28 protein-coding genes and 1 pseudogene are annotated in these 26,723 nt (G+C 71.6%); 14 read left to right on the plus strand and 15 right to left on the minus strand.

The annotated features are described in order from the left end of the window. Window positions 1-28: 28 nt before the first annotated feature. Entirely contained in the window at window positions 29-1,744 is a 1,716-nt protein-coding gene (locus tag Q2K20_RS00400; protein ID WP_376780911.1) for a glycerol-3-phosphate dehydrogenase/oxidase, read from the minus strand. Beyond that, the gene (locus Q2K20_RS00405; RefSeq protein ID WP_119192542.1) at window positions 1,741-2,337 is read right to left on the minus strand and encodes a TetR/AcrR family transcriptional regulator; all 597 of its coding nucleotides are present in this window, start codon (window positions 2,335-2,337) and stop codon (window positions 1,741-1,743) included. Before Q2K20_RS00405 ends, Q2K20_RS00400 begins: the two co-directional genes overlap by 4 nt. A gap of 155 nt (window positions 2,338-2,492) precedes the next feature. Between Q2K20_RS00405 and Q2K20_RS00410 the strand changes: the two genes are divergently transcribed. The 4 genes from Q2K20_RS00410 (at window position 2,493) to Q2K20_RS00425 (ending at window position 7,621) form a co-directional block, all read left to right on the plus strand. Next, window positions 2,493-4,094: an FAD-binding oxidoreductase gene (locus tag Q2K20_RS00410; RefSeq protein ID WP_269503603.1), complete on the plus strand. Its 1,602-nt coding sequence runs from the start codon at window positions 2,493-2,495 to the stop codon at window positions 4,092-4,094. Next, window positions 4,091-5,050 (plus strand): diacylglycerol kinase, encoded by a 960-nt coding sequence (locus Q2K20_RS00415; protein ID WP_317176505.1) that lies wholly within the window; start codon window positions 4,091-4,093, stop codon window positions 5,048-5,050. Before Q2K20_RS00410 ends, Q2K20_RS00415 begins: the two co-directional genes overlap by 4 nt. Window positions 5,051-5,138: 88 nt before the next feature. Then, the gene (locus Q2K20_RS00420) at window positions 5,139-5,759 is read left to right on the plus strand and encodes a CAP domain-containing protein (RefSeq protein WP_159148227.1); all 621 of its coding nucleotides are present in this window, start codon (window positions 5,139-5,141) and stop codon (window positions 5,757-5,759) included. A 128-nt stretch (window positions 5,760-5,887) separates the two neighbouring features. Beyond that, entirely contained in the window at window positions 5,888-7,621 is a 1,734-nt protein-coding gene (locus Q2K20_RS00425; protein ID WP_069388503.1) for a BCCT family transporter, read from the plus strand. On the opposite strand, the gene Q2K20_RS00430 is transcribed toward Q2K20_RS00425, so the two are convergent. Continuing rightward, entirely contained in the window at window positions 7,618-8,400 is a 783-nt protein-coding gene (locus Q2K20_RS00430) for a pirin family protein (protein WP_256821001.1), read from the minus strand. The two genes, Q2K20_RS00425 and Q2K20_RS00430, sit on opposite strands and share 4 nt — an antisense overlap. 236 nt (window positions 8,401-8,636) lie before the next feature. Between Q2K20_RS00430 and Q2K20_RS00435 the strand changes: the two genes are divergently transcribed. Beyond that, on the plus strand, window positions 8,637-8,762 hold the full coding sequence (locus Q2K20_RS00435) for a hypothetical protein (RefSeq protein WP_256821000.1): 126 nt from the start codon (window positions 8,637-8,639) through the stop codon (window positions 8,760-8,762). A 32-nt stretch (window positions 8,763-8,794) separates the two neighbouring features. Here Q2K20_RS00435 and Q2K20_RS00440 read toward each other — a convergent pair whose 3' ends face one another. The 3 genes from Q2K20_RS00440 to Q2K20_RS00450 are packed head-to-tail and all read right to left on the minus strand — an operon-like array spanning window position 8,795 to window position 11,578. Further along, a complete protein-coding gene (locus tag Q2K20_RS00440; protein WP_256820999.1) occupies window positions 8,795-9,841 on the minus strand; it encodes a hemolysin family protein in 1,047 nt (348 codons plus the stop codon). Continuing rightward, window positions 9,834-11,207 (minus strand): hemolysin family protein, encoded by a 1,374-nt coding sequence (locus Q2K20_RS00445; protein ID WP_256820998.1) that lies wholly within the window; start codon window positions 11,205-11,207, stop codon window positions 9,834-9,836. Before Q2K20_RS00445 ends, Q2K20_RS00440 begins: the two co-directional genes overlap by 8 nt. An 11-nt stretch (window positions 11,208-11,218) precedes the next feature. Beyond that, on the minus strand, window positions 11,219-11,578 hold the full coding sequence (locus Q2K20_RS00450; protein ID WP_159981141.1) for a hypothetical protein: 360 nt from the start codon (window positions 11,576-11,578) through the stop codon (window positions 11,219-11,221). Window positions 11,579-11,704: 126 nt separating this feature from the next. On the opposite strand from Q2K20_RS00450, the gene dapA reads away from it, so the two are divergent. Further along, window positions 11,705-12,592 (plus strand): 4-hydroxy-tetrahydrodipicolinate synthase, encoded by an 888-nt coding sequence (gene dapA, locus Q2K20_RS00455; RefSeq protein WP_069389590.1) that lies wholly within the window; start codon window positions 11,705-11,707, stop codon window positions 12,590-12,592. Window positions 12,593-12,660: 68 nt separating this feature from the next. Here dapA and Q2K20_RS00460 read toward each other — a convergent pair whose 3' ends face one another. After that, on the minus strand, window positions 12,661-13,575 hold the full coding sequence (locus tag Q2K20_RS00460; RefSeq protein ID WP_182635143.1) for an SDR family NAD(P)-dependent oxidoreductase: 915 nt from the start codon (window positions 13,573-13,575) through the stop codon (window positions 12,661-12,663). Between the two features lie 162 nt (window positions 13,576-13,737). Between Q2K20_RS00460 and Q2K20_RS00465 the strand changes: the two genes are divergently transcribed. Further along, a complete protein-coding gene (locus tag Q2K20_RS00465) occupies window positions 13,738-14,556 on the plus strand; it encodes a DUF1906 domain-containing protein (RefSeq protein WP_317176506.1) in 819 nt (272 codons plus the stop codon). A 24-nt stretch (window positions 14,557-14,580) separates the two neighbouring features. Here Q2K20_RS00465 and Q2K20_RS00470 read toward each other — a convergent pair whose 3' ends face one another. Beyond that, the gene (locus tag Q2K20_RS00470) at window positions 14,581-14,904 is read right to left on the minus strand and encodes a putative quinol monooxygenase (RefSeq protein ID WP_069389471.1); all 324 of its coding nucleotides are present in this window, start codon (window positions 14,902-14,904) and stop codon (window positions 14,581-14,583) included. An 84-nt stretch (window positions 14,905-14,988) separates the two neighbouring features. Here Q2K20_RS00470 and Q2K20_RS00475 point away from each other — a divergent pair, with 84 nt between their 5' ends. Next, the gene (locus Q2K20_RS00475; RefSeq protein WP_069389472.1) at window positions 14,989-15,828 is read left to right on the plus strand and encodes a serine O-acetyltransferase; all 840 of its coding nucleotides are present in this window, start codon (window positions 14,989-14,991) and stop codon (window positions 15,826-15,828) included. A gap of 12 nt (window positions 15,829-15,840) precedes the next feature. Next, on the plus strand, window positions 15,841-16,527 hold the full coding sequence (locus Q2K20_RS00480; RefSeq protein ID WP_069389473.1) for a response regulator transcription factor: 687 nt from the start codon (window positions 15,841-15,843) through the stop codon (window positions 16,525-16,527). 219 nt (window positions 16,528-16,746) lie between these two features. On the opposite strand, the gene Q2K20_RS00485 is transcribed toward Q2K20_RS00480, so the two are convergent. Then, window positions 16,747-18,219 (minus strand): sensor histidine kinase, encoded by a 1,473-nt coding sequence (locus Q2K20_RS00485; protein ID WP_317176507.1) that lies wholly within the window; start codon window positions 18,217-18,219, stop codon window positions 16,747-16,749. Window positions 18,220-18,293: 74 nt separating this feature from the next. Here Q2K20_RS00485 and Q2K20_RS00490 point away from each other — a divergent pair, with 74 nt between their 5' ends. Together Q2K20_RS00490 and Q2K20_RS00495 are read left to right on the plus strand one after the other, a co-directional pair. Beyond that, the gene (locus Q2K20_RS00490) at window positions 18,294-19,106 is read left to right on the plus strand and encodes a PaaI family thioesterase (RefSeq protein ID WP_069388634.1); all 813 of its coding nucleotides are present in this window, start codon (window positions 18,294-18,296) and stop codon (window positions 19,104-19,106) included. A gap of 66 nt (window positions 19,107-19,172) precedes the next feature. Then, complete coding sequence (locus Q2K20_RS00495; protein ID WP_069388633.1) at window positions 19,173-19,736, plus strand: NADPH-dependent FMN reductase; 564 nt, start codon at window positions 19,173-19,175, stop codon at window positions 19,734-19,736. 117 nt (window positions 19,737-19,853) lie between these two features. Here Q2K20_RS00495 and tpx read toward each other — a convergent pair whose 3' ends face one another. The 3 genes from tpx to Q2K20_RS00510 all read right to left on the minus strand — a co-directional run bounded on the left by tpx (window position 19,854) and on the right by Q2K20_RS00510 (window position 21,935). Beyond that, entirely contained in the window at window positions 19,854-20,351 is a 498-nt protein-coding gene (tpx, locus tag Q2K20_RS00500) for a thiol peroxidase (protein WP_067718959.1), read from the minus strand. Window positions 20,352-20,451: 100 nt separating this feature from the next. Further along, entirely contained in the window at window positions 20,452-21,255 is an 804-nt protein-coding gene (locus Q2K20_RS00505; RefSeq protein ID WP_067718962.1) for an adenylate/guanylate cyclase domain-containing protein, read from the minus strand. Window positions 21,256-21,266: 11 nt separating this feature from the next. Beyond that, window positions 21,267-21,935 carry a DNA-3-methyladenine glycosylase family protein gene (locus tag Q2K20_RS00510; protein ID WP_069388632.1) on the minus strand — a complete coding sequence of 223 codons (669 nt, stop codon included), beginning with the start codon at window positions 21,933-21,935 and terminating at the stop codon, window positions 21,267-21,269. Window positions 21,936-22,047: 112 nt separating this feature from the next. Here Q2K20_RS00510 and Q2K20_RS00515 point away from each other — a divergent pair, with 112 nt between their 5' ends. The 3 genes from Q2K20_RS00515 (at window position 22,048) to Q2K20_RS00525 (ending at window position 24,423) form a co-directional block, all read left to right on the plus strand. Beyond that, on the plus strand, window positions 22,048-22,680 hold the full coding sequence (locus Q2K20_RS00515) for a YdcF family protein (RefSeq protein WP_096906602.1): 633 nt from the start codon (window positions 22,048-22,050) through the stop codon (window positions 22,678-22,680). A 74-nt stretch (window positions 22,681-22,754) separates the two neighbouring features. Further along, complete coding sequence (locus Q2K20_RS00520; protein WP_069388635.1) at window positions 22,755-23,360, plus strand: DedA family protein; 606 nt, start codon at window positions 22,755-22,757, stop codon at window positions 23,358-23,360. 55 nt (window positions 23,361-23,415) lie between these two features. Next, window positions 23,416-24,423, plus strand: a complete 1,008-nt coding sequence (locus Q2K20_RS00525) for a pirin family protein (RefSeq protein ID WP_096906603.1) — start codon at window positions 23,416-23,418, stop codon at window positions 24,421-24,423. 15 nt (window positions 24,424-24,438) lie between these two features. On the opposite strand, the gene Q2K20_RS00530 is transcribed toward Q2K20_RS00525, so the two are convergent. The 3 genes and pseudogenes from Q2K20_RS00530 to Q2K20_RS00540 all read right to left on the minus strand — a co-directional run bounded on the left by Q2K20_RS00530 (window position 24,439) and on the right by Q2K20_RS00540 (window position 26,715). Next, window positions 24,439-24,999, minus strand: a complete 561-nt coding sequence (locus tag Q2K20_RS00530; RefSeq protein ID WP_256385645.1) for a cysteine hydrolase family protein — start codon at window positions 24,997-24,999, stop codon at window positions 24,439-24,441. 21 nt (window positions 25,000-25,020) lie between these two features. Next, window positions 25,021-25,839: pseudogene (gene nadE, locus Q2K20_RS00535) on the minus strand (ammonia-dependent NAD(+) synthetase); the annotation flags it as partial. Between the two features lie 72 nt (window positions 25,840-25,911). Next, complete coding sequence (locus tag Q2K20_RS00540) at window positions 25,912-26,715, minus strand: alpha/beta fold hydrolase (RefSeq protein ID WP_269503472.1); 804 nt, start codon at window positions 26,713-26,715, stop codon at window positions 25,912-25,914. Between the last annotated feature and the right edge of the window lie 8 nt (window positions 26,716-26,723).

A 26,723-nucleotide genomic window follows, 5' to 3' on the forward strand; every position in this document is an offset into this window, starting at 1 on the left:
GCGGCAGGCGCGAAAGGCGTACCGGGAGTCAGTCCGCGGCGGCCCGTCCCGCGGCGAGGGCCTGACGGGCGACCGGCTCGGCGGCGGCCCGATCGGTGGCCACCAGCCCCACCCGGCTGCGACGGTCGAGGACGTCGTCGACGGTCAGCGCCCCCTCGTGGGTGACCGCGTAGGAGAACTCGGCGCGGGTGACGTCGAGGCCCTCGGCCACCGCCTCCAGCGGACGGTCCAACAGGCTGGCCGCCACCACGGCCCCGGCCTCCTGTCCGTAGCGCGCGACCAGGGAGGCGGGGAGGAGTCCGGCGGAGGTGGCCGCCACCGCGGCCACGGGATGTCCCGGCGCCCCGACGAGCGGGAGGTCGGCGGTCCGGCACGGACCGGCGGGGAGTCCTGCACGCCCCGCGACGAGGTCGACCACCTGCTCGGCCATGAGCCGGTACTCGGTGAGCTTGCCGCCGGTGATCGTGACGAGGCCGTTGTCCGAGGTGAGCAGGGCGTGATCGCGGGAGAGATCCGCCGTGTCGCCGTCGCCGGAGTCGACCAGGGGGCGCAGGCCCGCGAAGGTGCCCAGCACGTCGTCGCGGGTCAGGCGCACCTCGAGCGCCCGGTTGACGACATCCAGAAGGAAGTCGATCTCCGCCTCGGTCGACTCCGGCACATCCGGCACCGGGCCGGGGGCGTCGACGTCGGTCAACCCCACGTGCAGGCGCCCGAACTCGGCCGGGATGGCAAAGCAGAAGCGGTTGGTCTCACCCGGCACCGGCACGGTGAGGGCGCCGACGGGATGGCCCAACGCGGCTGCGTCAAGGACCAGGTGGGTGCCACGCGAGGGACGCACGCGCACCCCGGGAGTGGTCTGGCCGGCCCACACGCCGGTCGCCGACACGACGGCCCGCGCGGAGAGGGTGAACTCGTAGTCGTCGTCGCCGTCGCCGTCGCTGTCGTCGTCGCTCCGCGCCGCGCCACCGACCCCCGCGCCGCCGACCCCCGCGCCGCCCACGACAGCGCCGCCCGCGCCGAGCTCGTCGCGGACGGTGACCCGCGTGCCGCTCGCCTCCAGCACCCGCGCCCGCGTGATCACCCGGGCCCCGTGCCCGGCCGCGGTGCGCGCGACGGCGGTGACCAGGCGGGCGTCGTCGACGAGCTGACAGTCCCAGTTGAGGTGGCCGAACCGCAGGCCGTCGCGGCGCGCGCCCGGCACGTACTCGGCGACCCGGCGCGGGCCCAGCACCCGCGCGCCCGGCAGGCGGTCGGCGCGCGTCCCGGCGAGACGGGAGAGCACGGTACCGGCGACGAACCCGAGGCCCGGCAGCACGGCCCCCACCGGCTGGGTGTCGCGGTAGACGGGCACCACCTGCGCGAGCGGGCGCACGAGGTGGGGGGCGGTGCGCTCGAGCATGATGCCACGCTCGACGGCCGAGCGGCGCGCGATCGCGACGTTGCCGGTCGCCAGATAGCGCAGCCCGCCGTGGGCGAGCTTGGAGGACCACCGGCTGGTACCGAACGCCAGGTCGTGGGCCTCCAGCAACACGGTCTCGAGCCCGCGGGAGGCGGCGTCGAGCGCGATCCCCGCGCCCGTGATGCCGCCGCCGATCACGATGAGGTCCACGGGAGTGGAGCGGCCGCGCAGCTCGGCGAGCTCGCGCGCGCGTCGACCGGCGGACAGCGCGGTGGACGGGGCCGTCGCATCGGTGGGCCCGGGGCGCGCGGTGGGCCCGTGGTCCGCTTTCGCGTGCCCGGTCACAGGCCCAGGTACCCGGTCACGAGCAGGTGGAGCTCGGCGCGCCACGAGTCGGCGTCGAGCGGCGGGTCGGCCAGTGGAGCGGACAGCACGGCGCCCTGGACCGCGAGGTAGAGCATGGTGGCCATGCGGTCGGGGTCGCGGCCGGCGAGGCGGGCGTCGGCCGCGATGGCGCGGGCGAGGACGTCGCGGAGGAACCCGATGAGTCGGTGCTGGGACGTGCCGAGCCGGCGGAACACGTACTCGGCGAGCATGCCGCTCTCGTGTCGGCGCAGCGCGTCGAGCAGGGGGTCGGTGCGCACCTCGTCGGCCATCGCGCACAGCAGGCGGGCCAACTCGCCGGCATCGTGGACCGCGCCCTCCAGCAGGTCCGGGCCGACGCGCTCGACCACGCCGGTGAGTTCGCGGGTGAGGAGGTCGGCGACCAGTGCCCTGACGTCGGGCCAGTGCCGGTAGAGGGTGGTGCGTCCGACGCCGGATCGGCGCGAGACCTCGACCATCGTGGTGCGGCCGGGGCTGATCTCGAGGATCGCGGCCCGGGCGGCGGTGAGCGCGCGGTCCCGCGTGGTGTGGCGCGAAGGGGAGGAAACGGTCACCGGGCCTCCTTCGCGGCGGGTCCCGCGGGGCGCGGATCGGTGCCGGGTCACCCGACGAAAACCCGTGAGCGGAACAGATCGTGCTCTAGTGTCCCAGTATGAGCGACGTGAACCCCGCTGACAAGCACCGATCCGGCCGCCTGCCGCTACCGCCGATGGACCTGCCCAGGTGGGGGACGGCCGCCGAGGCCACGGAGCTGAGCGAGAGCATCCGCGCCCTGCTGCGCGACGTGCTCGGCGTGACCGCGGAGACCGGGCGGACGTTCGACCCGGCCGCGGTGACCGCCTCGCCCTCGCGACTCACCGACGTCGATCTCGCCGCACTGGCCGACATCGTGGGCCCCGGCGACGTCTCGGTCGACGACGCGCAGCGCCTTCCGCGCGCCCGCGGCAAGTCGACGCCCGACCTGTTGGCGTGGCGGACGAGGCCGGCCGTGGACTGCCCCGATGCGGTGGTGGCCCCGGGGGACGACGACGAGGTGGCCGCCCTCCTGGACTGGTGCACCTCCGAGAAGGTCGCGGTCGTCCCCTTCGGCGGCGGCACCTCCGTCGTCGGCGGCCTGGACCCGGACACCGGGACGAACAGGGCCGTGCTGAGCGTCGACCTGGCCCATTTCGACGGTCTCGAGTCCATCGACCCCGAGTCGGGGGAGGCGGTCCTCGGGGCGGGCGTCACGGGTCCGCGGGCCGAGGAACTGCTGGCTGAGCACGGTTTCTCGCTCGGGCACTTCCCGCAGTCCTTCCCCTACGCCACGCTGGGCGGCCACGCCATGACCCGGTCCTCGGGACAGAGCTCCGCCGGGTACGGGCGCTTCGACGAGATGGTCAGCGGGCTGACGGTGGTCACCCCGGTCGGCGTGATCGAGGCGGGCCGGGCCCCGGCGTCGGCCGCCGGACCGGACCTGCGGCAGTGGCTCCTGGGATCGGAGGGTGCGTTTGGCGTGTGCACCCGGGTGCGCGTGCGGATCCATCCGGTGCCGGAGGTGGTGCGGCACGAGGCGTTCCGCTTTCCCGACTTCGCCACCGGCGCCGCGGCGCTGCGCGCGGTCGAGCAGCAGGGGACGGGCCCGACGGTCATCCGCCTGTCCGACGAGACAGAGACGATGGTGAACCTGGCGACCGCGACCGACTCGATCGGCGAGCAGACCGGGGATGTCGAGGACAGGGCCGGGGGTTGCCTGTGTCTCTGCCTGTTCGAGGGCACGGCCGCCCATGCCGGGTCCCGGCACGCGGAGACGCGGGAGGTCCTGATCACCCACGGCGGCACCTCGCTGGGCCCGGGGCCCGCGCAGTCGTGGGAACACGGCCGCTTCGGGGCCCCGGTCCTGCGCGATGCGCTGCTGGACAACGGCGCGCTGGTGGAGACCCTGGAGACCGCCACCGACTGGTCCCGCCTGCCGGCACTGCGGGCCGCGGTCACGGAGGCGCTGACCACCTCGCTCGAGGCCTTCGGAACGCCGGCGCTGGTCATGTGCCACATCAGCCACGTCTACCCGACGGGTGCGTCCCTCTACTTCACCGTGGTGGCTGGCCAGCGCGGGCCGGACCCCGTCGCCCAGTGGCTCGATGCCAAGCGGGCGGCCTCCGAGGCGATCGTGGCGGCCGGCGGCACGATCACCCACCACCACGCGGTCGGCGTCGACCACCGCCCGTATCTGCAGTCGGAGATCGGCGAGGTCGGACTGCGGATGCTGCGCGCGGTGAAGAGCGCCGTCGACCCCCACGGCGTGTGCAACCCGGGCACACTCATCCCATGAGCGCGCAGCTGTCCGACCGCCGGATCGGGGCGGTCACGCTGCTGGTCAACCCCGCCGCGGGCGGGGGACGCGGAGAGAAGGTGGCGGGCCGGGCCGCCGACCGGCTGCGCGCGCACGGTCTCGAGGTCACCCGGCTAGCCGGAGGCGGGGCGACCGAGTCCCTCGCGCTGGCGCGGCGGGCGGTGGCCGACGGGACCGACGCGCTGGTGGTGTGCGGCGGAGACGGGATGATCTCGATCGCCGTGCAGGCGCAGGCCTTCACCGATGTGCCCGTGGGCATCATCCCGGCGGGCACCGGCAACGACCTGGCCCGCGAGTACGGCATCCCCCTGGGCGATCCCGAGGCCGCCGCGGACGTCGTCGCCGACGGCCGGGTCGAGACCGTCGACCTCGGCCGGGCCACCCCGGACGGCGGGGAACCGACGGTGTTCGCCTCGGTGCTGTGCGCCGGGTTGGACTCGAAGGTCAACCGGCGGGTCAACGAGATGGGACTCCTCCGCGGGCCCCTGCGCTACGTCCTCGCCTCGATCATCGAGTTCCCGACCTACCGTCCCCGGCGCTTCCGGATGGTCTTCGACGCCGGGCTGCCGAGCGAGGACACCGTCGAGACCGAGGTCCTGCTCAGCGCGTTCGCAATCACCCGCAGCTACGGCGGGGACATGAAGATCGCACCCGACGCCGACCGGAGCGACGGGTTGTTCGACGTCTGCTACGTCGGGAAGATCTCCAAACTCCGCTTCATGCGGCACTTCCCCTCGATCTACTCCGGTGCCCACGTGGGTCTGCGCGGCGTGTCGACGAGGCGGTGCCGGACGGTCCGACTCGAGGCCGCGGACGTCGAGGCCTTCGCCGACGGGGACGCCGTCGCGCCCCTCCCGGTGACCGTCGAGGTGCTCCCCGGAGCGGGCCGGTTCCTCGTGCCTCGTCGGCCTCTCCAGTCACATCAGCATCACTGATATATGCTGGTCACAGCGCTGACGACGCTTCAGGCCCGTCCTGATACCTCATCGGCCAATTGGTTCGCTTCAGGCGCACCGAGGCGGCATGATCATCACCATGCGCACCAGTCTCATCGCGTCACTCGCGACGATCGCCGTCACCGCCGCCACCCTTGTGGGTGGGGCCGCGACCGCCTCTGCCCAGACGGCTGACCGGACCCTGCCGTCCTTCATCCCGCAGCACCTGATCCCCGCCCATCTGGTGCCCCAGGTGGACGGGCTCGTCTCCCAGGTGCGCGCCGCGTTGCCCCCCGAGGTGTGGGCGGCGGTCGGCTCCAGCGAGATGGCCTACCGGGACGTCGCCGGCATGGCGGTGACCGGGGGTCTGCGCGAGGGCATCGTCCGCGAGATCGACTCGTACCGCGTCGGCCGCGCACTCGGGACGCTGGCGCCGAACCCGGAACTCGACCGTGAGGCCCAGGCCTGGGCCGACCGTCTCGCCGCCCGCGACGAGGTGGTCCACAACACCGCCCTGATCGGCCGTGGCTACGGGGAGAACATCGTCGCCGCCGGGACCCACTGCGGCGCGACCTGCCTCGTCGACCTGTGGAAGAACTCGCCCGGCCACAACGAGAACCTCCTCGATCCCGGTTACCGGTCCGCCGGGATGGGAATCGCCTATTCGAGCGGCGGGAAGGTATTCGTGGTACACAACTTCGCGTACTAGAAGCAGGACCACAAGTAGAAGCCCGACCACTAGTAGAAGCCCGACCACTAATAGAAGCAGCACTCTGACTGAACCACTCGATCCGGCGGCACCGGCGCCCGGGTAGAGCCGAGACGACGGGGGAGACCATGTCCGAACGGATACTGAGAGCACTGAGGCTCAAGACCGATCCGGGGGTGTTCTTCACGACTGTCGGGGTCATCCTGCTCTTCGTCGTGGTGACGTTCTTCGCCGGCGAATGGGTGGGCAGCGTATTCGGCACCGCGTCCGGCTGGATCATGACCAACCTCGGTTGGTTCTACATCTTCGGTGTCACCGCGTTCCTCGGCTTCCTCATCTGGATCGCGCTCAGCCGGTTCGGTCACGTCCGCCTGGGCGGGGACGACGAGCTGCCCGAGCACTCCACACTCACCTGGTTCGGCATGCTGTTCGCGGCCGGGATCGGCACCATCCTCATGTTCTGGGGCGTGGCGGAGCCCATCTCGCACTTCGCGACCCCGCCGCGCGGGGGTGTCGAACCCGGCAGCCGGGAGGCCGCCACCGAGGCGATGGCGTTCACGCTGTACCACTTCGGCCTGCACACCTGGACGATCTTCGCGCTGCCCGCCCTGGCGTTCGCCTACTTCATCTACAAGCGCAAGATGCCGCCGCGGGTGAGCTCGATCTTCGCGCCGCTGCTGGGCGACAAGATCTTCGGCCCGCTCGGCAAGACGATCGACATCGTGGCGCTCGTCGGCACCGTGTTCGGTGTGGCGACGTCGGTCGGCCTGGGCACGCTGCAGATCAACGCCGGCCTGGACGAGCTGTTCGGCATCGCCATGTCCCCGGTCGTCCAGGTCCTCGTCATCGTCGTGGTCACCACCATCGCGTGCATCTCCGTGGCCCTGGGCCTGGAGAAGGGCATCAAGCGGCTGTCCAACCTCAATATCGCGGTCGCGGTCGCGCTGCTGATCTTCGTCGTGGCGACCGGGCCCACCCTCTTCCTGCTCAAGGGCACCGTCGAGTCGCTGGGGATCTACCTGTCGACCCTGCCGGAGCTGGCGCTGTGGAACAACGTCTTTCCTGCCAACGACGACCTGGCCTCGTGGCAGAACACGTGGACCGTCTTCTACTGGGCGTGGACCATCACGTGGTCGCCGTTCGTGGGCATCTTCATCGCCCGGATCAGCCGCGGCCGCACGATCCGCCAGTTCGTCTTCGGCGTCCTCGCCCTGCCGGTGGGCTTCTCGGTGTTGTGGTTCGGCATCTTCGGCATGGCCTCGTTCCACATCGAACTCTTCGGTTCCGGCGGCCTCACCGAGGCGGTGGTCGACGACGGCGACATCCCGGGCGCGCTGTTCGCGTTCCTGTCGAACTACCCGCTGGCCACGCTGCTCTCCGGTATCGCGGTGCTGCTCGTCGTCGTCTTCTTCACCACGTCCGTCGACTCGGCGTCGATGGTCGTCGACATGATGGCCTCCGGCAAGGACGACGACTTCGAGCCCTCGCCGACCCATCAGCGCGTCATCTGGGGCGTGCTCATGGGCGCGGTCGCGGCGACCCTGCTGGCCGGCACGGGCGAGGGTGGACTGACCGCGCTTCAGGAGGTCATCACCGTCATCGGCCTGCCGTTCTTCATCATGGGTTTCGTCATGATGTACAGCCTGGTGCGCGGGATCAGCAATGACATGGGGGAGAGGCCGCCCACGATCACCCGCCAGTGGCGCCGTGCCTACTCGGCCGAGGAGCTCGAGAAGCACGAGGAGGCGCCCTCGCCCGAGCCGGTGCACCCGCTGTACCACATCCCGGGGGACGGGGAGCAGGACGACGGTGCCCCCCTGTCGGCCGGCGACGACAAGGGGACGGCAACCGAGAAGGACTAGTGGCCGCGGACGTCGAGCATCGTCATGCCCGCGTGCATCTCCCACGCGAGGATCTCGGCGCCGTGGTCGCCGGCGGTGACACGCCGCCCCCCGGCGGCGGTCATCCGCGCGGCGTCGCCGGTGTCCAGCAGGCCCTCGCCCTCCAGCGTCACCGAGCCCAGGGGCACGTAGAGGTGGACGTAGGGCGCGTCGGGGAGCTGGACGGACCGGCCCGGTGCCAGCCGCGCGGCGTGCAGCGCGGACGAGCGGTCGCGGATCCGGATGGCGGCGCGGTCGGCGTGGGTGGGTAGCCCTCCGGCGACGACGACGAGCTGGTTCTCCAGCTCCGCCGGTTCGATCTCCAGCTGTTCGTAGCCGGGATCCCCACCGGAGGAGTCCGGGACGACCCACATCTGGACGAGGTGGACCGGGTCGGCGGGGGCGGCCTCGGGGCGGACCGGGCCGTCGCGCCAGCCGTCGTTGCGTTCGGAGTGCAGGATCCCCGAGCCGGCGCTCATCCGCTGCGCGAGTCCGGGGTAGATGATCCCGCTGTGTCCCTCGGAGTCCTGGTGCACGAGCGAGCCGGACAGGACCCACGTGACGATCTCCATGTCCCGGTGGCCGTGCGTGTCGAAGCCGGAGCCGGCGGCGATGCGGTCGTCGTTGTTCACCAGCAGGCGGCCGAAGTGCGTGTTCATCGGGTCCTGGTAGTTGCCGAACGAGAACGAGTGGCGGGAGTCCAACCACCCGCCGGCGTCGTGTGAGCGCGACCGGGACCGGTGGATACGGATATCGGACATGGGCTCTGCACCCCCTCTCCAGCGGTGGATGACGCATCAACTATAGCACCGGCCGGTGACGGGATGGCGCTCTCGCGCGTTCGGTGGCGGCGATAGAGGGGGCACTTTAGGGTTCGAAACGACTGTTCGGGCGATCGTTCAGAACGCCCGTCCAGAAAGTTTGTTTATCTGTCAGCGGCCCGCCGCAGACGAGCGTAGAGTGACGGGTGTCACACCGACTAGCAGGAGGTTCCACGATGTTGCAGAACGCGCTGGCCACCACGGTGCGGGTGGGCGTGGCCACATACAGCGGGGTGGCGCAGATCGTCGTGGACAACACCCTCGGTCGGGTGCTCGACACCAACCCCGACAAGGTCCGGTAGGTCGTCGGGGCCCTTTCTACTGCTCGGGCGCCCTACTGCTCGGCTCCGGGCGTCGCATCCCTGACCTCGCCGACGAGTTCGGCGAGGACGTCCTCCAGGACCAGCAGCCCACGCGGGTCGGGTTCGCCGGGTTCGCGATCGTCGACGACCGCGAGGTGGGCCCGCGCCCGCTGCATCGCCTCCAGGACGTCGTCGAGGGGGGTCTCCGCGGGCACGATCCCCAGTTCGCGGATCCGATCCCGGCGCAGAGGCTGGGACAGGTCGTCGCCGAGGGTGTCCTTGACGTGGACGTAGCCGACGTACGCGCCGCCGCGGCGCACGGGGAACCGCGAGTGCCCCGTCCGCACGCACAGTTGCTGCACGTCACCGGTGGACCAGTCCTCCTCGATCGAGTCCACCTCCGCGATCGGCCGGAGGACATCGGCGGCGGTGATGTGATCGAACTCGAGCGCGCCCTCGAGCAGCAGCGTCTCGTCCTCGTCGAGGAGGCCGGAGTCCTCGGCCGCGGCGACCATCCCGTGCATCTGGTCCACCGTGAAAGTGGTCTCCACCTCGGAACGCGGTTCCACCCGCAGTACGTACCTCACCACCGCGTCCGCGGACTTGTTCATCAGCCAGATCGCGGGCAGGAACACCAGCACGAAGACCCGCAGGACCGGGCCGAGCAGGAGGGCCGCGGCCGCGGGCCGGGCGATCGCCATGTTCTTGGGCACCATCTCGCCGAGCACCATGTGCAGGAATGTGACGATGAGCAGGGAGATCACCAGAGCGATCGGGTGGGCGAACCCGGTGGACACGCCCAACCAGCCCAGCGGCTGCTCGATGAGATGGGCGATGGCGGGTTCGCCGACCGCGCCGATGAGCAGCGAGCAGGCCGTGATGCCGAGCTGCGTGGCCGCCAGCGAGAGCGACACGTTCTCCATGCCGCGCAGCGACCACAGTGCGCGCGTGCTGCCCTCGGCCGCGTGCGGCTCCAGGTTGTCGCGCCGCGCGGAGACCATCGCGAACTCCGCGGCGACGAAGAACCCGTTGCCCAGCAGGAGGGCCACCAGGACCAGCAATGCCACGCCGTCACTCATCCGGGTCCACCGCCTCGGGCTCGTCCCGCAGGACGGTGGCGCGCACCTGCTCGGCCCGGTGCGCGCGCAGTGATTCCACCCGCAGGCGCACACGCGCCCGCGTCGGCAGGTCGTCGTCGTCGCGGTTCTCGTGGTCGTGCGCGTCCAACTCGGTCTCGTCGCCGACCCGGGGGAGTCGGTCCACCGCCTCGGACAGGAGCCCGGACAGGGTGGACACCGTCTCCACCGGCGGGATCTCCAGTCGCAGGATGGCGCCCAGTTCGTCGGGCCGCATCATCCCGCCCACGAGCACGGTGTCGTCGTCGACCCACTCGTGGGTGCGCGACGCACGGTCCTGCTCGTCATCGATCTCGCCGACGATCTCCTCCACCAGGTCCTCCAGGGTGACGATCCCCGCGGTCCCGCCGAACTCGTCCACCACCACGGCCATCTGCAGATCGGTCTGACGGAGCAGCCGCATGAGCGGGTCGAGCGTCATCACCTCCGACACCACGGTCGCCTCGGTGGCGATCTCCCGCACCGGCGTCCGGGCGCGCTCGTCGACAGGCACGGCCAACGCCTGCCGGTAGTGGACGACGCCCACCACCTCGTCGACGGTCGCGCCGAGGACGGGGAACCGCGACCGGCCCGTCGCGGCCACCGTGTCGAGCAGGTCCTGCGCGGTGTGGTCACGCAGGAACGTCACCAGCGGACGGGGCACCATCACGTCCGCCGCGCGGTGTTCCCCGAACGAGATCGAGCGGATCACCAGCTCGGCCGTGTGCGGGTCCATCGCGCCCTGACGGCCCGACCGCGCGGCCGACGCTCGCAGCTCCTCGGGTGACCGTGCCTCGCCGGGTTCCTCCTGCGGGGTGAACCCGAGCAGTCGCAGGACGACGTTGGCGGTGGTGTTGAGGCCCGTGACCAGCCAGCCGAACACCGCCATGAAGATCCGCTGGGGGATCACGACCAGCCGCGCGACCCGCATCGGAGCGGCGATGGCCCAGTTCTTGGGGACCAGTTCGCCGAAGACCATCTGGAGGAAGGTGACGACGACGAAGGCCACCGTCATCGCGATGCCGCGGGCCGCCGGCTCGGACATCCCCGACACGCCGAGGGCGCCGGTGATCAGCTCCCCCACGGAGGGACCGGTGAGGTATCCCGCCAGGAGGCTGCTGACCGTGATGCCCAGCTGGGCCCCCGACAGGTTCGTCGAGGTCCTGGCCAGGGACCCGTCGAGGGTCGTGGCGATGCGATCGCCCTCCGAGCCGGCCGCACGCACGTCGTCCCGGTTGACGGTGAGGAACCCGAACTCGACGGCCACGAACAAGGCGTTGGCACTGATGAGCAGTATCAACGCCAGCGTGAGCGTCAGGGCGATGGCCACGTCAGGCCCGGCTACTGGCCGTCTGCCGTACCGTCCGAGCCGCCCACGGCCTGATCCGGCTGCTCAGGGGTCTGGTACACCTTCTTCTGCTCGGCGCGCTCGGCAGCGCCGTCCCCGCCCGCGCCGGACGTCGCAGCGGAGCTCGCCGCTCCCGCGGAGTCGTGCGGTGTCGCGCCCCCGGCGGCCCGGTCGGCGGCGGGCTCGGTGGCGGCGGACCCGGTGGCGGCGGACCCGGTGGCGGTGTCCGCCTCGTCCCCGCCCCGGGAGGTGCTGCCGTCGCCGGCCCCCGATCCGTCGATGGTGTTGCCGAACGACTCCGGGGGCTCCTCCGGGATGCGCGCGGGGTCGTCGGGTCGGGTCTGGTCGGTCACAATCGCCTCCGCGGTCTCGGTGGTGGGCGCCGGTCCCCGGCGCCGGGGTGCTGACGACCCTAGTCCCGTGGGGACCCCTTACGTCGGAATCTCCCGACCGCGTCACCGTGGCTTAGTCTGGTGCGCATGTCGGACAATCCCTTCGGTCGGGTCATCACCGCGATGGTGACCCCCATGCATGACGACGGCTCGATCGATTTCGACGGCCTGCAGCGGCTCGCGGTCCATCTCGCCGATCACGGCCACGACGGACTGCTGGTCAACGGCACGACCGGCGAGTCCGCGACGACCACCGACGACGAGGACTACGACAGCGTGGCCGCCGTCGTCGAGGCCGTCGGCGACCGGGTGAAGGTCATGGCCGGTTGCGGCACCAACGACACCGAGCACTCGATGCGTGCGGCGCGCGAGATGATCGCCCGCGGCGCCGACTCCCTGCTCGTGGTGACGCCGTACTACAACAAGCCCACCCAGCACGGGATCGTCGAGCACTTCCGGATGATCGCCGAGGCGGCCGACCGCCCGATCATGGCCTACGACATCCCCGGCCGCACCGGCACCGCCCTGGCCACGGACACCATCCGGCGGATGGCGGAGATCCCCCGGGTGCGGGCGGTCAAGGACGCCAAGGGCGACCTGTTCGAGGCCAGCCGACTCATGGCGGAGACGGACCTGCTCTGGTTCTCCGGCGACGACGTGCTCAACCTGGCCTTCCTGGCCCTCGGTGCCACCGGCATCGTCTCGGTCGTCGGCCACGTCGCCGGCGACGACTACCGGGCGATGATCGACGCCGTCGACGCCGGTGACCTGCCGCGGGCCCGCGAGATCCACACCCGCCTCATCCCGGCCGTGGACGCGATCATGCACACCTCGCAGGGCGCCATCCAGGTCAAGGCGGCCCTGAAGGAGGCCGGCCTCATCGGCTCGGACCGCCTGCGCATGCCCCTCCTCCAGGGGCCGCCCGAGCACCGGGCCAAGTTGCGCGACGGGCTGGCCGCGGCCGGGCTCGGCTGACCCATCCCGGCCACCGGCCGACCACGGTCACCACTCTGCGGGGGATGACCTCGTCGTCGTGACCCTCGTCATGCCCGCTGGAACGCGGCCATCTCCGTGCACCGCCGCCACAGGGCGGCGGCCGTGGTCCGGTCGTGCGAACGGCGACCCGACCGGGCGGGCTTCGGATGCCCGCGCAGGCCCCCGAGGCGATCGGGGCCGACGAACTCGCCGCCGGTGAGGCCGGGCACCGTCGCCGCGTACAGCACGGACAGTGCGCCCATCTCCGGTGTCAGGCCCGCCCACGTGATGGAGTTGCCCAACTCGAAAAAGCGGTCCGCCAGTGGGTTGCCGCTCTGGCGGATGAGGTCGGTCGCCGTGTAACCGGGATGGGCGGCGACCGACCGCAGCCCGCTGCCGGACCGCTCGAAGTGGCGCTGCCACTCGTAGCCCAGCATGATGCACGCCAATTTGGAGTCCGCGTACGCCGCCATGGGTCGGTAGCCGCGCACGTCCATGTCGAGATCGTCGGTGTCGAGTCGTCCGCGCAGGTGGGCGAGCGAGCCCAGCCACACGACCCGGTCCGTCAGCATCTGCTCCAGCCCCAGGGTGAGCGCGTGATGTGCCAGCACGTTGACCCCGAACTGCATCTCGTGTCCCTGCGCGGTGCGGGCGTGGGGGATGTTCATCACACCGGCGTTGTTGATCAGCACGTCTACCGGCGCACCCTCCGCCGCCGTGGCCGCCACGAACGCGTCGACGGAGTCCAGGTCCGCCATGTCGAGCAGGCGCACCTGCGCGCGCTCCCGGTCACCGGCGGGGAGCGTCGCGCGCGCCTCCTGCGCCTTCTCCTCGTTCCTGCAGGCCATGACGACCCGGGCGCCCCGGGCCGTGAGTGCGGCGGTGGTCGCCAGCCCGATCCCGCCGTTGGCGCCCGTGACCACGAAGGTCCGGCCCGTCTGGTCGGGGATGTCGGTGGCGGACCATCTGTGCGCGCGAGTCATGAACGTCAGTCAACCAGCCGTGCCTGCGCTGTGGTGGTCCGTCCGTGTGGTAACGCCGGGATATCCTTCGCGATGTCCTTGTGACACACTCGTCGGGTGTGCGGGTCCCACGTGTCACACGTGCCCCCGCGTGCCCGTTCCTCGAGATCCCGGAGTAGCCCCATGACGTTCGACCGCCGAACCTTCCTGCGCCGCGCCGGCATCGGCGCCGCCGGGGCGGGCGCCCTCGCCGCGGGCATCACCCCCGCGGTGGGTGCCCAGTCCTCGATCCCCGCCGGGCTCGGTGCGCTGCCGGGGGCGGGTGTCGGCGTCCCGATCGGCACACTGCTCGACTACGCCTCCGGCCCGCCGTCGGCGGCGTCGATCCGCGCGGCCGGCCACATGGGCGCCGTGCGGTACTGCTCCAACTGTCGCCCCGGCGCCGAGTGGATGACGGGCAAGCCGCTGCTGCGCCGCGAGGTCGACGACTTCCGCCGCAGTGGCCTCAACATGGTCTCCTGCTACCAGTACGGGCGTGCCGAGACCGCCGACTGGAGGGAAGGCGCCGCGGGCGGCGACCGCCACGCCCCGATCGGGATCCGGATCCACCGCGAGGCCGGCGGGCCGTCCGGCGTGCCGATGTACGTCGCGATCGACGACAACCCCACCCGGTGGCAGTTCGACAACCAGATCCGCCCGTACCTTGAGCGCTGGCGCGCCCATCTCCACGGCGCGGGGATGGAGCTCGGCGTGTACGCCAACGCCCCCACCATCGACTGGTGCCGTCAGACCGGCCTGGGGCGGTACTTCTGGCAGCACGACTGGGGCTCCGGTGGGCGCCTCAACCCGAGCGCGACGATCCACCAGCTGCCGGTCCGGCAGCAGGTCACCGTCGGCGGGGTCGTGTCCGACCTCAACCGTGTCTACGCACTCGACTACGGCCAGTGGTGGCCGGTCGACCCGATCGCGCTCGCGCAGTCGGCGCTCGGCAGCTCGATCTGACGCGACGTCTGGCGGGGTCGCCGCCTACTCGACGGTGATCTCGCCCATCGTCCCCCACTCCTCGCCCTCGGCGGTGGTGTTGATGATCCGCGGGGTCCGCTCGAGGTAGCGGGCGGCCGAGCCGGTGAACTCGGCGAAGTGGTCGGAGTTCACGTGCTGGGCGGGGGCGTCGCCCTCTCGGAAGGCCTCGCACAGCAGGAAGGTGTTCGGAGACTCCGGCGACCGGTACCAGTCGAAGAAGAGATTGCCAGGCTCGGCGCGGGTGGCCTCGGTGAACTCGCGGGTGAACTCGAGCCAGGACTCGGCGAACTCGGGCTTGACGTCGAAACGCACGTTGATGAGGATCATGGCCCCATCCTGCCGCGTGGGGAGCGGGCCGTCGAGGGAGGTGCGACTCGCCCCGATCGCCGGGGCAGGCATACGCTGTATCAGGTGACCATCGAGATGAGCACCGAGAACCCGTGCGTCCCGCGGGCAGAGGCCGACTCCTCCGTCCGCGCCGTCTGGAACCGCCTGTCGCTGGACGCGACCTCGAGCAGGAACGAACCGCTGATCGCGGGACTGGTCCTCGATCTCATCGACGGCTGTGATGACCTCGGCGAATCCCTCGCGCGCCTCGCCGCCTCCCGGGTCGCGACCCCCGAGATCGGTCGGCACGTGCTGGAGAAGGAGATCCGGGCGGTGCTGGTGGAGCATCCCCACGTCCTGGAGGCCGTCGCGGCCGACCTCGTGGTGAGCTTCGAGCGTAACCCCGCGTACCCCAACTACCTGGTGCCCTACCTCTTCGCCAAGGGCTTCCTCGGCCTGCAGGTGCACCGCGTGGCCCACGAGATGTGGAACTCCGGGCGCGTCATGGCGGCGTCGTTCCTGCAGAGCCGGATCTCCGAGGTGTTCGCGATGGACATCCATCCCGCCGCCCGTGTCGGCTCGGGCATCCTCGTCGACCACGCCACCGGGATCGTCGTGGGCGAGACCTGCGTGATCGGCGACGGCGTGTCCATCCTGCAGGGCGTCACCCTCGGCGGCACCGGCAACGAGGACGGCGACCGTCATCCCAAGATCAGCTCCGGCGTGCTGCTGTCCGCGGGATCGATCGTGCTGGGCAATGTCCGGGTGGGCGCCTGCTCCAGGGTGGCCGCGGGATCGGTGGTCCTGCACGAGGTCCCGCCCCACACCACCGTGGCAGGGGTCCCCGCGAAGGTGGTCCGGCGGCACGCGGATTCGCTGGTCCCCGCAGAGCGGATGGACCAGGAGATCGACCCCGAGGGGTAGGGAAACACGCCGATGCGGGTCCTGGTGGTCGACGACGAGCCGGCGCTGCGCGAGAGCGTGCGCCGGGGACTCGTCACGGGCGGCTGGGCCGTGGAGACCGCCGCCGACGGTGAGGAGGGCCTCGAGATGGCCTGCGCCGACGACTTCGACGTGGTCGTGCTGGACATCATGATGCCGCGGCGCAGCGGGTACGAGGTCGTCCGCGAGATGAGACGCCGCGAGGTCTGGACCCCGGTGCTCATGCTCACCGCCAAGGACGGCGAATACGACGAGGCCGACGCCTTCGACCTCGGCGCCGACGACTACCTGGTCAAGCCGTTCTCGTTCGTCGTCCTCGAGGCGCGGCTCCGGGCCCTGGTGAGGCGGGGGGCACCGGAGCGCCCGGCGACGTTCGAGGCCGGCGACCTCGTGGTGGACCCGGCCGCGCGGGAGGTCCGCCGCGGAGATACGCGGATCACCGTGACCGCGCGTGAATACGCGGTGCTCGAGTACCTCATCCGCCATCGCAACCAGGTGGTGTCCAAAGCCCAGATCATGCGGGCCGTGTGGGACGCCGCGTACGACGGTGACGACAACATCGTCGAGGTCTACGTCGGCTACCTGCGACGCAAGATCGACGCCCCGTTCAGGGCCCGCGCCATCGAAACCGTCCGCGGGCAGGGCTACCGACTCGTCGACAGCGTCGCGGCGCGCCCCTGAGCCGGGCCACTTCGCCCACTCCTCGCCGGCGTCTGCGCGTGGCCATCCGCCCTGCCACAGCCGCTCGCCACCATGGCGTCTCGCGTGAACCGATGCGCAGGCCAGACGCCATGGTTGCGGGCGGCTGTTGTTGATGTGTACAGGCGCGCGAGCGAGACGCCAGGCGCGGGAGCGGATGTGCGCGGGCGCACGAGGCGGGACCCTGTGCGGGATGACCGCTCAGGCGGGCCGGGCCGGGCCGGTGGGGAGGTCGTCGACGTCGTCGTCCAGTGACTCGACCGGCAGCTCGACCACGAACCTCGCGCCCCCGCCGGGGGCGTCCTCCGCCCGGACCGAGCCGCCGTGGGAGCGGGTGATCTCGGCGACGATCGCCAGACCCAGGCCCGATCCGCCCTTGCCCCGCGCGCGGTCCGCGTCCAGGCGGGCGAAGCGATCGAACACCGAATCCCGCTGATCAGGCGGAACGCCCTCGCCGTCGTCGTCCACACACACCACCGCGCGCGGCGCCCCGGGGGTCGTGCGGTCGACGGTGAGCCGCAGCGCGATCCGGTCGCGCGCGTGGCGGCGGGCGTTGTCGACGAGGTTGCGCACCACGCGTTGCAGGGCGTCGGCGTCGCCCACGAGGCGCGCGGGCTCCACCGAGGCCGCGACCTCGAGCCCTCCGCCTCCGCCGCTGCCGCCGCCGCCGCCGACGAGCCCGCGGAGCCGGGCGGCCTCGGAGAGCACGATGTCGTCGAGGTCCACGTCGTCGCGGCGCAGCGGCCGGCCGCGCTCGTCGTTCTTGGCCAGCAGGAGCAGGTCCTCGACCATCGTGCGCATCCGCTGCACCTCCGGCAGGAGCAGTTCGTCGACGGTCTCCACGTCCACCGGGGTGCCGGAGGTGGAGGACAGTTCGAGCATCGTCGACAGCGTGGACAGCGGGCTGCGCAGTTCGTGGGAGGCGTCACCGACGAACGCGACCTGTGCGGTGCGGGCGGCGTCGAGGCGCGCGAGCATGGCGTTCATCGTGCGGGCCAGGCGTGAGATCTCATCCTCGGCCTGCGGCACGGGGACCCGCTCGCCACGGCCGGAGGCGGAGATCTCGGCGACGCGGGAGCGGATCGACTCGACCGGCCGCAGCACCCGCCCCATGGCGTAGTGGACGAACACCGCGGTGGCCAGGCCGGCGACGGGGACGAACGCCAAGAAGAGCACCGCGCCGGTGGCCAGGAGGGAGTCGTAGCGATCGGTGTCGGTGGCCACGTCCACGGCGAACGTTCCCCCGCGGGCCTCCACGCCGACGGAGGTGAGGCGGAGGTCGGCGCCGTTCGGGGCGTCGAGGTCGCGCTGGATGACCTGACCGGGGGCGGGAGAGGGGAGCGCGGGGACGTTCTCGAGGCCGCGGGTGACCTGACCGGCCAGGACGCGGCCGTCGGGCGCGACGACCCGCACCAGGTCCACCCCAGACAGTGGTTCGGAGACCAGCTCGAGGGACGCCTGCGGGCCCCGGGCCGCGAGCCCACCCGCCACTTCGACCGCCCGGGCACGGTCGGCGGAGTCGATCGCGCCGTGCACGGCCGACCGCAGGAGCAGCCACGCACCGCCGGCCGCTGCCGCCAGCACGAGGATGACGATGCCGGTGGCGATCACGGTCGTGGCGACGCGGATGGGCCAGCGGCGGGGGGTCGTGAGGGCCTCGCGGTTCAGTGGCACGTCTCCATTGTGCGGACGCGATCCGGCGCGCGCGGTCGCGGGGAGTGAACGAGAACACGTGTTAGCGTCGGCGGGTGAGAGAATCGCAGCACGACGGCCCGGAGCCCCGCCTGGGGTTGACGTTCAGCCCGAACCCGGACGGGTCGGTGAGCTGGCACCAGCCGGTCGGCGACCAGTTCATCGACCCGTCGGGGCGTTTCGCCACCGGCGGTCTGGCGGTCCTGGTGGATTCGGGCCTGGGGTCGGAGAACCACCGCCGCCGCCCCGAGGGGATGTGGACGGTCACCACCGAGCTGCGGATGGACCTGCTGGCGCGCCCGCGCGCGGGATCGGCGGGACTGGGCATCCGCACGGACCACCTGGGCGACGACGGTCACTGCCTCACGACGCGCGGCGAGGTCGTCGACGACGACGGCGAGGTGATCGCCTCGGGACTGGTCAAATCCATGGAGATCGCGGGAGCCGTGGACCCGGACGGGTACGACGACGAGCCGCCGTGGCCGTCCAGGCTCGCGCCGGGAACGCTGGCCGAGGTCCTGTGCCTGACGCTGGACGAGCGGGACGACGGCCCGGGCGGAACCCGCGTCGTGGAGGGCGTGATCGCGCCGGAGCCGACGTTGGCCAACCCGCTGGGCAATCTGCACGGCGGCGTGTTCGCGGCGGCCGCGGAGGTCGCCGGGGCCGCGGTGTTCCCGCACGAACGCGAGGTCAGCTCGTCCTCACTCGACGTGCGGTACGTGCGTCAGATCCCGCTGGTGCAGCCGGTGACGGTCCGGGCCGAGGTCCTGCACGACGGGCGGAGCTGGGGCATCGCCCAGGTGACGACGAGGGACGAGCGGGGGCGTGTCTGTGCCGTGGCGACGGTCACGGTATACGGCCACCGGTAGTAGGTGTCACGTCAATCAAGTAGTGTTCTCGTCGTCAGCAACCCGCACGACGAGAGGGGACCGTACGTGAAGATCGGCATCATTCTGGGCAGCATCCGCGAGGAGCGTTCCGGGCAGACCGTGGCCGAGTGGGTCACGCAGGAATCGCAGGCGCGGCAGGACGCCACCTATGAGCTGGTCGACCTCAAGTCGTTCGACGTCCCGCTGCTCACCTCGGCCACGGTGCCGGGCGCGGCGAACAGGCAATACTCCGACGAGCGGGTGCAGCGCTGGAGTTCGACCATCGACTCGTACGACGCCTTCGTCTTTGTCACCCCCGAGTACAACCACAGCGTCCCGGGCGGCCTGAAGAACGCCTTCGACTCGCTCGGTAGCGAGTGGGCGAACAAGCCCGTCGCCTTTGTCTCCTACGGAGCCGAGGGTGGTGTGCGCGCCGTGGAGCACTGGCGTCAGATAGTGGCCAACTTCCACATGTACGGCGTGCGTCAGCAGATCTCCCTGAGCCTGTTCACCGAGTTCGGCCCCGAGGGAGTGCAGCCCGCGGAGCGCCGCTCCGAGGAGCTGGCGACGCTGTTCGATCAGCTCGAGCAGGCCACCCGCCGCTTCCGCCTGGTGGACGCGAGCGCCTGAGTCGCGGCGCGCTACACAGGCGCAGTAGCCGGACGCAGTAGTTGAGCAAGGAGGCCCGCCCCCGTTTCTTCGGGGGTGGGCCTCGTCGTTCGCTGCGGTGCGTTCGCTGCGGTGCGCTCAGTTCACGGCGGCGAGCGCGGCGTCGTAGTCCGGCTCAGTGGTGATCTCGTCGACGAGCTGCGTGTAGACGACCTTGCCCTCGGCGTCGACCACGACGACCGAGCGGGCCAGCAGGCCCTCCATGGGGCCGTCGGTCATCTTGACTCCGTAGTCCGCGGCGAAGTCGCTGCGGAAGGTCGAGCCGGCGGTGGCGTTCTCGATGTCCTCGGCGGCGCAGAAGCGCTTGTGGGCGAACGGCAGGTCGGCCGAGATGTTGACGACCTCGGTGTTCTCCAGGCCGGAGGCCTTCTCGTGGAAGGTGCGCACCGACTGGGCGCACACGCCCGTGTCGACGCTGGGGAAGATGTTGAGGATGAGCTTCTTGCCGGCCAGCGACCCGGAGGTCACGGGAGCGAGGTCGGTGCCGACGAGTTCGAAATCCGGGGCCTTGGAGCCGACGGCGGGGAGCTCGCCGGACGTGCTGACGGGGTTGCCCTTGAAATTGGTAGTTGCCATGCGTCCGTTCTACCGGATGCCGGTGGTCGGCGGTGGTCCGGCCGGTTCCGGGGTGGGGCGGCGGATGGCGGGTTCCCCGCTCCCGGTCCCGCCGAACTCCTCAGCGCGGGGTCGCCACGTAGACGGCGATCCCGTCGGGCACACCCTTGACCCCGCCCCACCGGAAGGTCCGCTTGGGGCGGGTCGCCACGCTGTCGGGGTCCAGTCCGGCGCGCGTGGACTCGCTGATGAGGATCTCGCCCGCGCCGGCCTTCTCCGCGAGCCGCGCTGCGACGTTGACGTCCATGCCGAGATAGTCGTCCCCGATCCGGCGCGGGCGCCCGGTGTGGACGCCGACCCGCAACCGCGGACGCCAGCCCGCCACCTCCACGCCGGCGACCCCGTCCAGGCAGGCGGCCACCGCGTCCAGCGCCAGCTGGGGAGACGGGAACGTGGCCATCAGTCCGTCGCCCAGACGTTTGACGACGGCGCCACGGTGGGCGAGCACCTCGGGTTCGGTGGCCGCGGCGACCCGTCGGAGGAGCTGCAGCGACTCCTCGTCGCCGGCGCGCATCGCCCAGTCGGAGAACCCGACGATGTCGGTGAACACGATGGTCACCTCGCTCCCGCCGCCGGCCCGCCCCGTGCGCTCGAGCACGGCGTGCCACACCTGGAGCCCGCCGAGCGTCACCTCCCGGGACGCGGTGGGCTGCTCGTCGAACAGTCGGCCGGCCACCCGGGCGATCGTCCCCGCGCTGTCGCGGCCGGCGGCCGAGAGCGGGTCGCCGAAACCGGCGTCCCCGGGCAGGGCCCGCCGGGCCCGCCGCAGCAGTTCGACCGACGTGGGATGACGGTTGACGTCTCGTGCGCCCGCCGCGGCGCGGGCCGTCGCCGTCCGCACCCGCTCCCAGTAGAGGTTCGCCATGGTCGTGAAGCCTAGGACGAGGAGGTGGGCGCCGGGGCCGCCTCGCCCGTCTGGTCCACCGCCCGCCACAGGTACCAGGACGCCACCGACCGGTACGGTGCCCAGCCGGCCGAGTGGTCCAGCATCATCGCGGGGGAGGCCTTGTCGTCCAGACCCAGCACCCGTTCGAATCCCCGCTGCACCCCGACATCGGCCACGGGGAACACGTCGGGTCTGTCCAACAGGAAGATCAGCAGCATCTCCACGGTCCATCGGCCGATCCCGCGGACCGTCGTCAGGGAGCTGATGACCTCGTCGTCGTCGTAGTCCCTCAGTTCCCCCAGGGTCGGGATCCGGCCCCCACGCACCGCGTCGGCGAGGTCCCGCAGGGCGGCCACCTTCGGCCGCGAGATCCCGCACGCCCGCAGTTCCTCGTCGGACAGTGCGGCCACGAGCGCGGGGTCGAGCTGGGCGTCGCTCGTCGCCCGCCCGCGCAGCCGGCCCGCGATCGTCGCCGCGGCCTTCACCGAGAGCTGCTGGGACAGGATCGACGAGGCCAACCGGTCGAAGAGGGTGTGCGGCCCCGTGTTCGGCGTCGGGGTGAGGGTGCACGGACCGACGGCGTCGATGTGCGCGCGCAGGTGTGGGTCGGCATCGTGGAGGTACCGCACGGCCGTGACCCTGTCGTATCCTTCCGGCATGCCGTAAAGGGTACGCGGGTCGCGCGTGACCGCTCCGTGCCTCGGGTAACGACCTTCACGCACAATGCGATAACCAACGGGTCACGACACTGCTCGGGAGAGGACCGTTATCGTGCGTAGAACTCAGAGGCGTCTCGCCGCCGTCGCGGCCGCCGCCGCTCTCGCGCTGGGCGTCGGAGCGGGCACCGCCTCCGCTGGTTCGGCCGAGGTGCCGTCGGGCGTCGCGCTGTACAGCGGCCTGACGATGCTCGGCTGCCAGAACGTCGGCCAGGAGCTGCTGGCGGTGTGTCGGGACTTCGAGGTCCCCACCGTGGACGATCCCGCGGTGCTCACCGTCAACCCGTTCACCACCGACATCGTCATCCTCGGCGCCGGGTTGTTCCCCGACGGCGGCATCCGCCCCGTGCTCGAGGAGCGACTGCGGACCGGATACCGGTTGGCGCAGGCGTACCCGACCGCCCGCATCATCGTCACCGGCGGCCTGCCGCAGAACGGGCGCACCGAGGCGCGCGCGATGGGTGACTGGCTGCGTGGCGCCGGGATCGCGCCGTTCCGGATCACCGAGGAGGGGAACTCCGCCTCCACGGTGCAGAACGCGCAGTTCACCGACCGGATCTTCCGGGAGCGCGGCACCACCGGCGCCGTCGTCGTGACCACCGGTGACCACGTCAAGCGCGCGGTGCTCAACTTCCGCCAGGCCGTGGACGGCCGGATCCCGGTCACCGGCGTGGTCGCGCGGGGCTGATCGAGGTCGCCGCTCCTGTGGTCCTTTCGGCCGAGGGTGATCTCGGCGGGATCGCCGGCTGGGCCGTGGGCGTCATGGAGGCGCTCGGCGGGCCCGGCGCGGCCCTCGTCGTGGGTCTGGAGAACGTCTTCCCGCCCATTCCCAGCGAGGTCATCCTGCCGCTGGCGGGGTTCAGCGCGGCGCAGGGCACGTTCACCCTCGCCGGTGCGATCTTCTGGACCACCCTCGGGTCCGTGCTGGGGGCGATCCTCGCCTACGGTCTGGGTTTCTGGCTCGGTGCCGAGCGGGTCAGCGCGCTGTTCGACCGGGTCCCGCTGATCCAGGTCGCAGACTTCGACAAGGCCGAGGGCTGGTTCACCCGCCACGGGCGGGGCGCGGTCTTCTTCGGTCGGATGGTGCCCGTCGTGCGCAGCCTCATCTCCATCCCGGCGGGTGTGGAGCGGATGAGCCTCCTGCTGTTCGTGCTGCTCACCACGGCCGGCAGTCTGATCTGGAACTCGTTGTTCGTCGTGGCCGGGTATCTCCTGGGTGAGCAGTGGCACCGGATCGAGTCGGTGGCGGGATGGGCGTCCAACGCCGTCGTCGCGGCGATCGTGGTGCTGCTGGCGGTGTTCCTGGGGCGGCGTGCCTACCTGGAGTTCAGGGAGCAGCGGGAACACCGCGACGCCCCACGCGGTTAACTGATGTGACAGCAAAAAGTCGTGTCAGCTCACCCGTGCACCCCAGGAGGAAACCATGTCCGCCATCCGCCAGGTCGTCCCGCTCGGAGGCCAGTGGCCGGGTCTCGACCCGTTCCTGTTCGCCGTCCACCACCGTGACGAGTTCCCTCCGGCCGAGGGCGAGACCATGCGTCCCGCCGCCTCCCTCGCAGGCCGGTCCCTGGGGCAGGACTTCTCGGGCAAGGACGGATGGTCGATGTACCACGGCCAGACCGTCCCCGGCTTCCCCCAGCACCCGCACCGCGGGTTCGAGACCGTGACCGTGGTGCTCGACGGCGTGGTCGACCACGCCGACTCCCTCGGTGCGGCGGCCCGTTTCGGCCACGGTGACACCCAGTGGCTCACCGCCGGCTCCGGGATCTCGCACTCGGAGATGTTCCCGCTCCTGGACACCGAGCGGCCCAACACCATGGAGCTGTTCCAGATCTGGCTCAACCTCGCACCCGAGGACAAGTCCGCCGAGCCGCACTTCGACATGTTCTGGTCCGAGAAGACCCCGGTCGTCGTCCGCGGAGCCGATGGCGCCGCCGCGAGGTTCCGCCTGATCGCCGGGGAGATCGACGGCGTGCGGGCGCTCGACCCGCCGCCACACTCCTGGGCGGCGCGACCCGAGAACCACCTGGCCATCTGGATCGTCACGCTCGACCCCGGCGTGAGCACGGAGCTACCCGGTGCCGACCCCTCCGCGAACCGGGTGCTCTACAACTACGGCGGGCCGCTGACGGTCGACGACAGGCAGTTGGGGTACGACGCCGCCGTCCTCGCCCCGGAGACGGTCACCGTGACCGCCGGTGACGAGGGCGCGTCGTTCCTCGTTCTGCAGGCCCGGCCGATCGGCGCCCCGGTCGTACAGCAGGGTCCGTTCGTCGGCAACACCCGCGAGGACATCGTCACCGCCATGCAGGAGTACCGCGCCGGCGTGTTCGGCACCTGGGACCTGCCGCAGAACGACCCCGTCCACCCGCGCGGCGAGACCCGTTTCGCCCGCTACCCGGACGGCCGCGTCACGCGGCCGGTGGGTTAGACCGCGGCCTACGGGTCAGCCCCCGTCGGGCCAGGCTCCGGTTCGCAGGAGCTCGAGGCTGGCCTCCTGGTCGATGATCGGCTGGCGCATCTGGTCGGCGCAGAAGTCCAGCAGCGCCTCCGAGAGGGCGGAGTTATCCGACGAGATGGCACCGCGGGCGACCGCGACGTGGAGGTTCTCGGCGAACCCGTCGATCGCCGTCTGCGACACGCAGCTGTGCGTCGACACCCCGCACAGCAGCAGGTGGTCCACGCCGAGTTGCTCGAGCCGGGCCTTGAGCTCGGTGTCGAAGAAGGCGCTGTCGCGGGTCTTGACCACCTCCACGTGATCGCCCGTGGCCAACTCGTCGAGGAACTGCGCCTGCTCGGTGCCGGGGAACGCGAAGCCCTGGTCGTCCTCGCACATGTTGAGCGTCCACGTGGACTTGTCGCGGGAGTGCTCGGTGCGCACCAGCACGACGGGTCGTCCGGCGTCGTGGGCGGTGCGGATGAGCTCGTTGACCCGCGGCACCAGCTCGTCGCGCACCTTCGCCAGTTCGGGGAACTCGAAGTACGAGTTCTGCATGTCGATCACCACGAGGGCGGTCTGCTCGCCCGGACGCCACCACGTGTCCGAGACCTCGACCGGCGTGGTGCGCTTGTGCCGGTTGCGGTGCCACACCGTCTCGATCGTCCGCGCCACGTGCTCGGGGACGTCGCGGCCCTCGAGGTAGTCATCGATGTCGTCGTAGCGCAGGCCGAGTTCGTCCTCGTCGGTCTGGCCCTCGTTCTCGTCCAGCAGGTCGGCGGTGGGCACCTTGTCCCACAGTCGCTTTGGGGCGCCCAGTTGGCGGAGCAGGGCGCGACCCTGCCGCTTGTTCAGCCCCGACAGCGGCAACACGTCCGCGGCGCCGTCGCCGAACTTCGTGAAGAACCCGGTGACGTTCTCGGCGGCGTGGTCGGCGCCGATCACCAGTAGACCGCGGTCCCCGGCCAGCGCGTACTGGGCGACCATGCGGTGACGCGCCTTGGCGTTGCCCTTCGTGAAGTCGGTGAGCTCGGCCCCCGTGCCCTCCCGGATCGCCCCGTTGAGGGCGTCGACCCCCGGTGCGACGTTCACGGTCACGGTCTCGTCGGCGTCGACGAACTCCACCGCGGCGACGGCGTCGGCCTCGTCGTGCTGCACCCGGTAGGGCAGGCGCATCCCCACGAACACCGCGTCGCCGCCGTCCGCGCGCACCCGCTCCACCGCGATCTGGGCCAGGCGCCCGGCCAGGGTGGAGTCGACCCCGCCGGAGATGCCCAGCACGAAGCCCTTGGCGCCGCTGGTGGTGAGATAGTCCACGAGGAACCGCACCCGTCGCTCCACCTCGGTGGCGGGGTCGATGTCGGGCCGGACCCCGAGGCTGTCGATGATCGTCCTCTGAAGTTCACGCATGGCCCCATTGTGCGAGGCCGGCGCCGCGGTGCCACCGCTCGGGCGCCGCCGGGTCGCCGGGCGCTGCCCCGCTCAGCCGCCGCCAGCACGCATGAAGTCACCCACCACCCGCGGCCACGAGGCCACCTCGGCCGGGGTGCGAGCCACCTCCAGCCGGGCGTCGGGCAGCAACTCCAAAAGCTCCTCGGCCACCTCCAGCGGATGCGAGGCATCCAGGGGCCACGCGAGCAACAGCACCGGCATCCCGAGCCGGGCCACCTCCTCCCGTGGCGGCAGATCGGTCGCGGCCGCGCCCCGGAACGCCGCGGGCAGCCACTCGTCCGCCACGTCGGGCGCGGTGACCGGCCGGGCCGGGTCGATGGCCGGCGAGGTGGGCGGCTGCCGCGTCACCTCGGACCACCGGGCCCCGCCCCAGCGTTCCACCTGCCGCGCGGCCAACTCGTACAGCCGCGACTGTTCCCGCCGCCACTGCCACACCGTCGGCGGGATGCCCAGGGTGAGCGATGCGAACCGCTCCGGCTCGGCCACCGCCGCGGTCAGCAGCGTCGCTGACCCCATCGACTGACCCACACCGTGGACTCGCTGGCCGGGGAACTCCTCGTCGAGCAGTGCGAGCAGATCGCGGGCCAGCGCCGGCCACGTGTAGTCGTCCGGGTCCGCGGTGCCCGGGGACTCACCGTGACCGCGGGCGTCGTAGCGCACGACCCGCAGGCCGTCGCGGCCCGCCGTGAGGTCGAGGCCGAACACCTCGTCGCGGCGCCGGCTCGAGCTGAGCCCGTGCAACTGCACCACCGGCAGCCCGTTCCCGCGTACGTCGCGGGCGAGCGCGGGCCCGTCCCCGCCGGGCCGGGCGTCGAGCCGTCTCGTCGTCGTCACACTTCGCG

The sequence above is a fragment of the Dietzia sp. IN118 genome, assembly GCF_032905965.1.
GTDB lineage: Bacteria > Actinomycetota > Actinomycetes > Mycobacteriales > Mycobacteriaceae > Dietzia > Dietzia kunjamensis.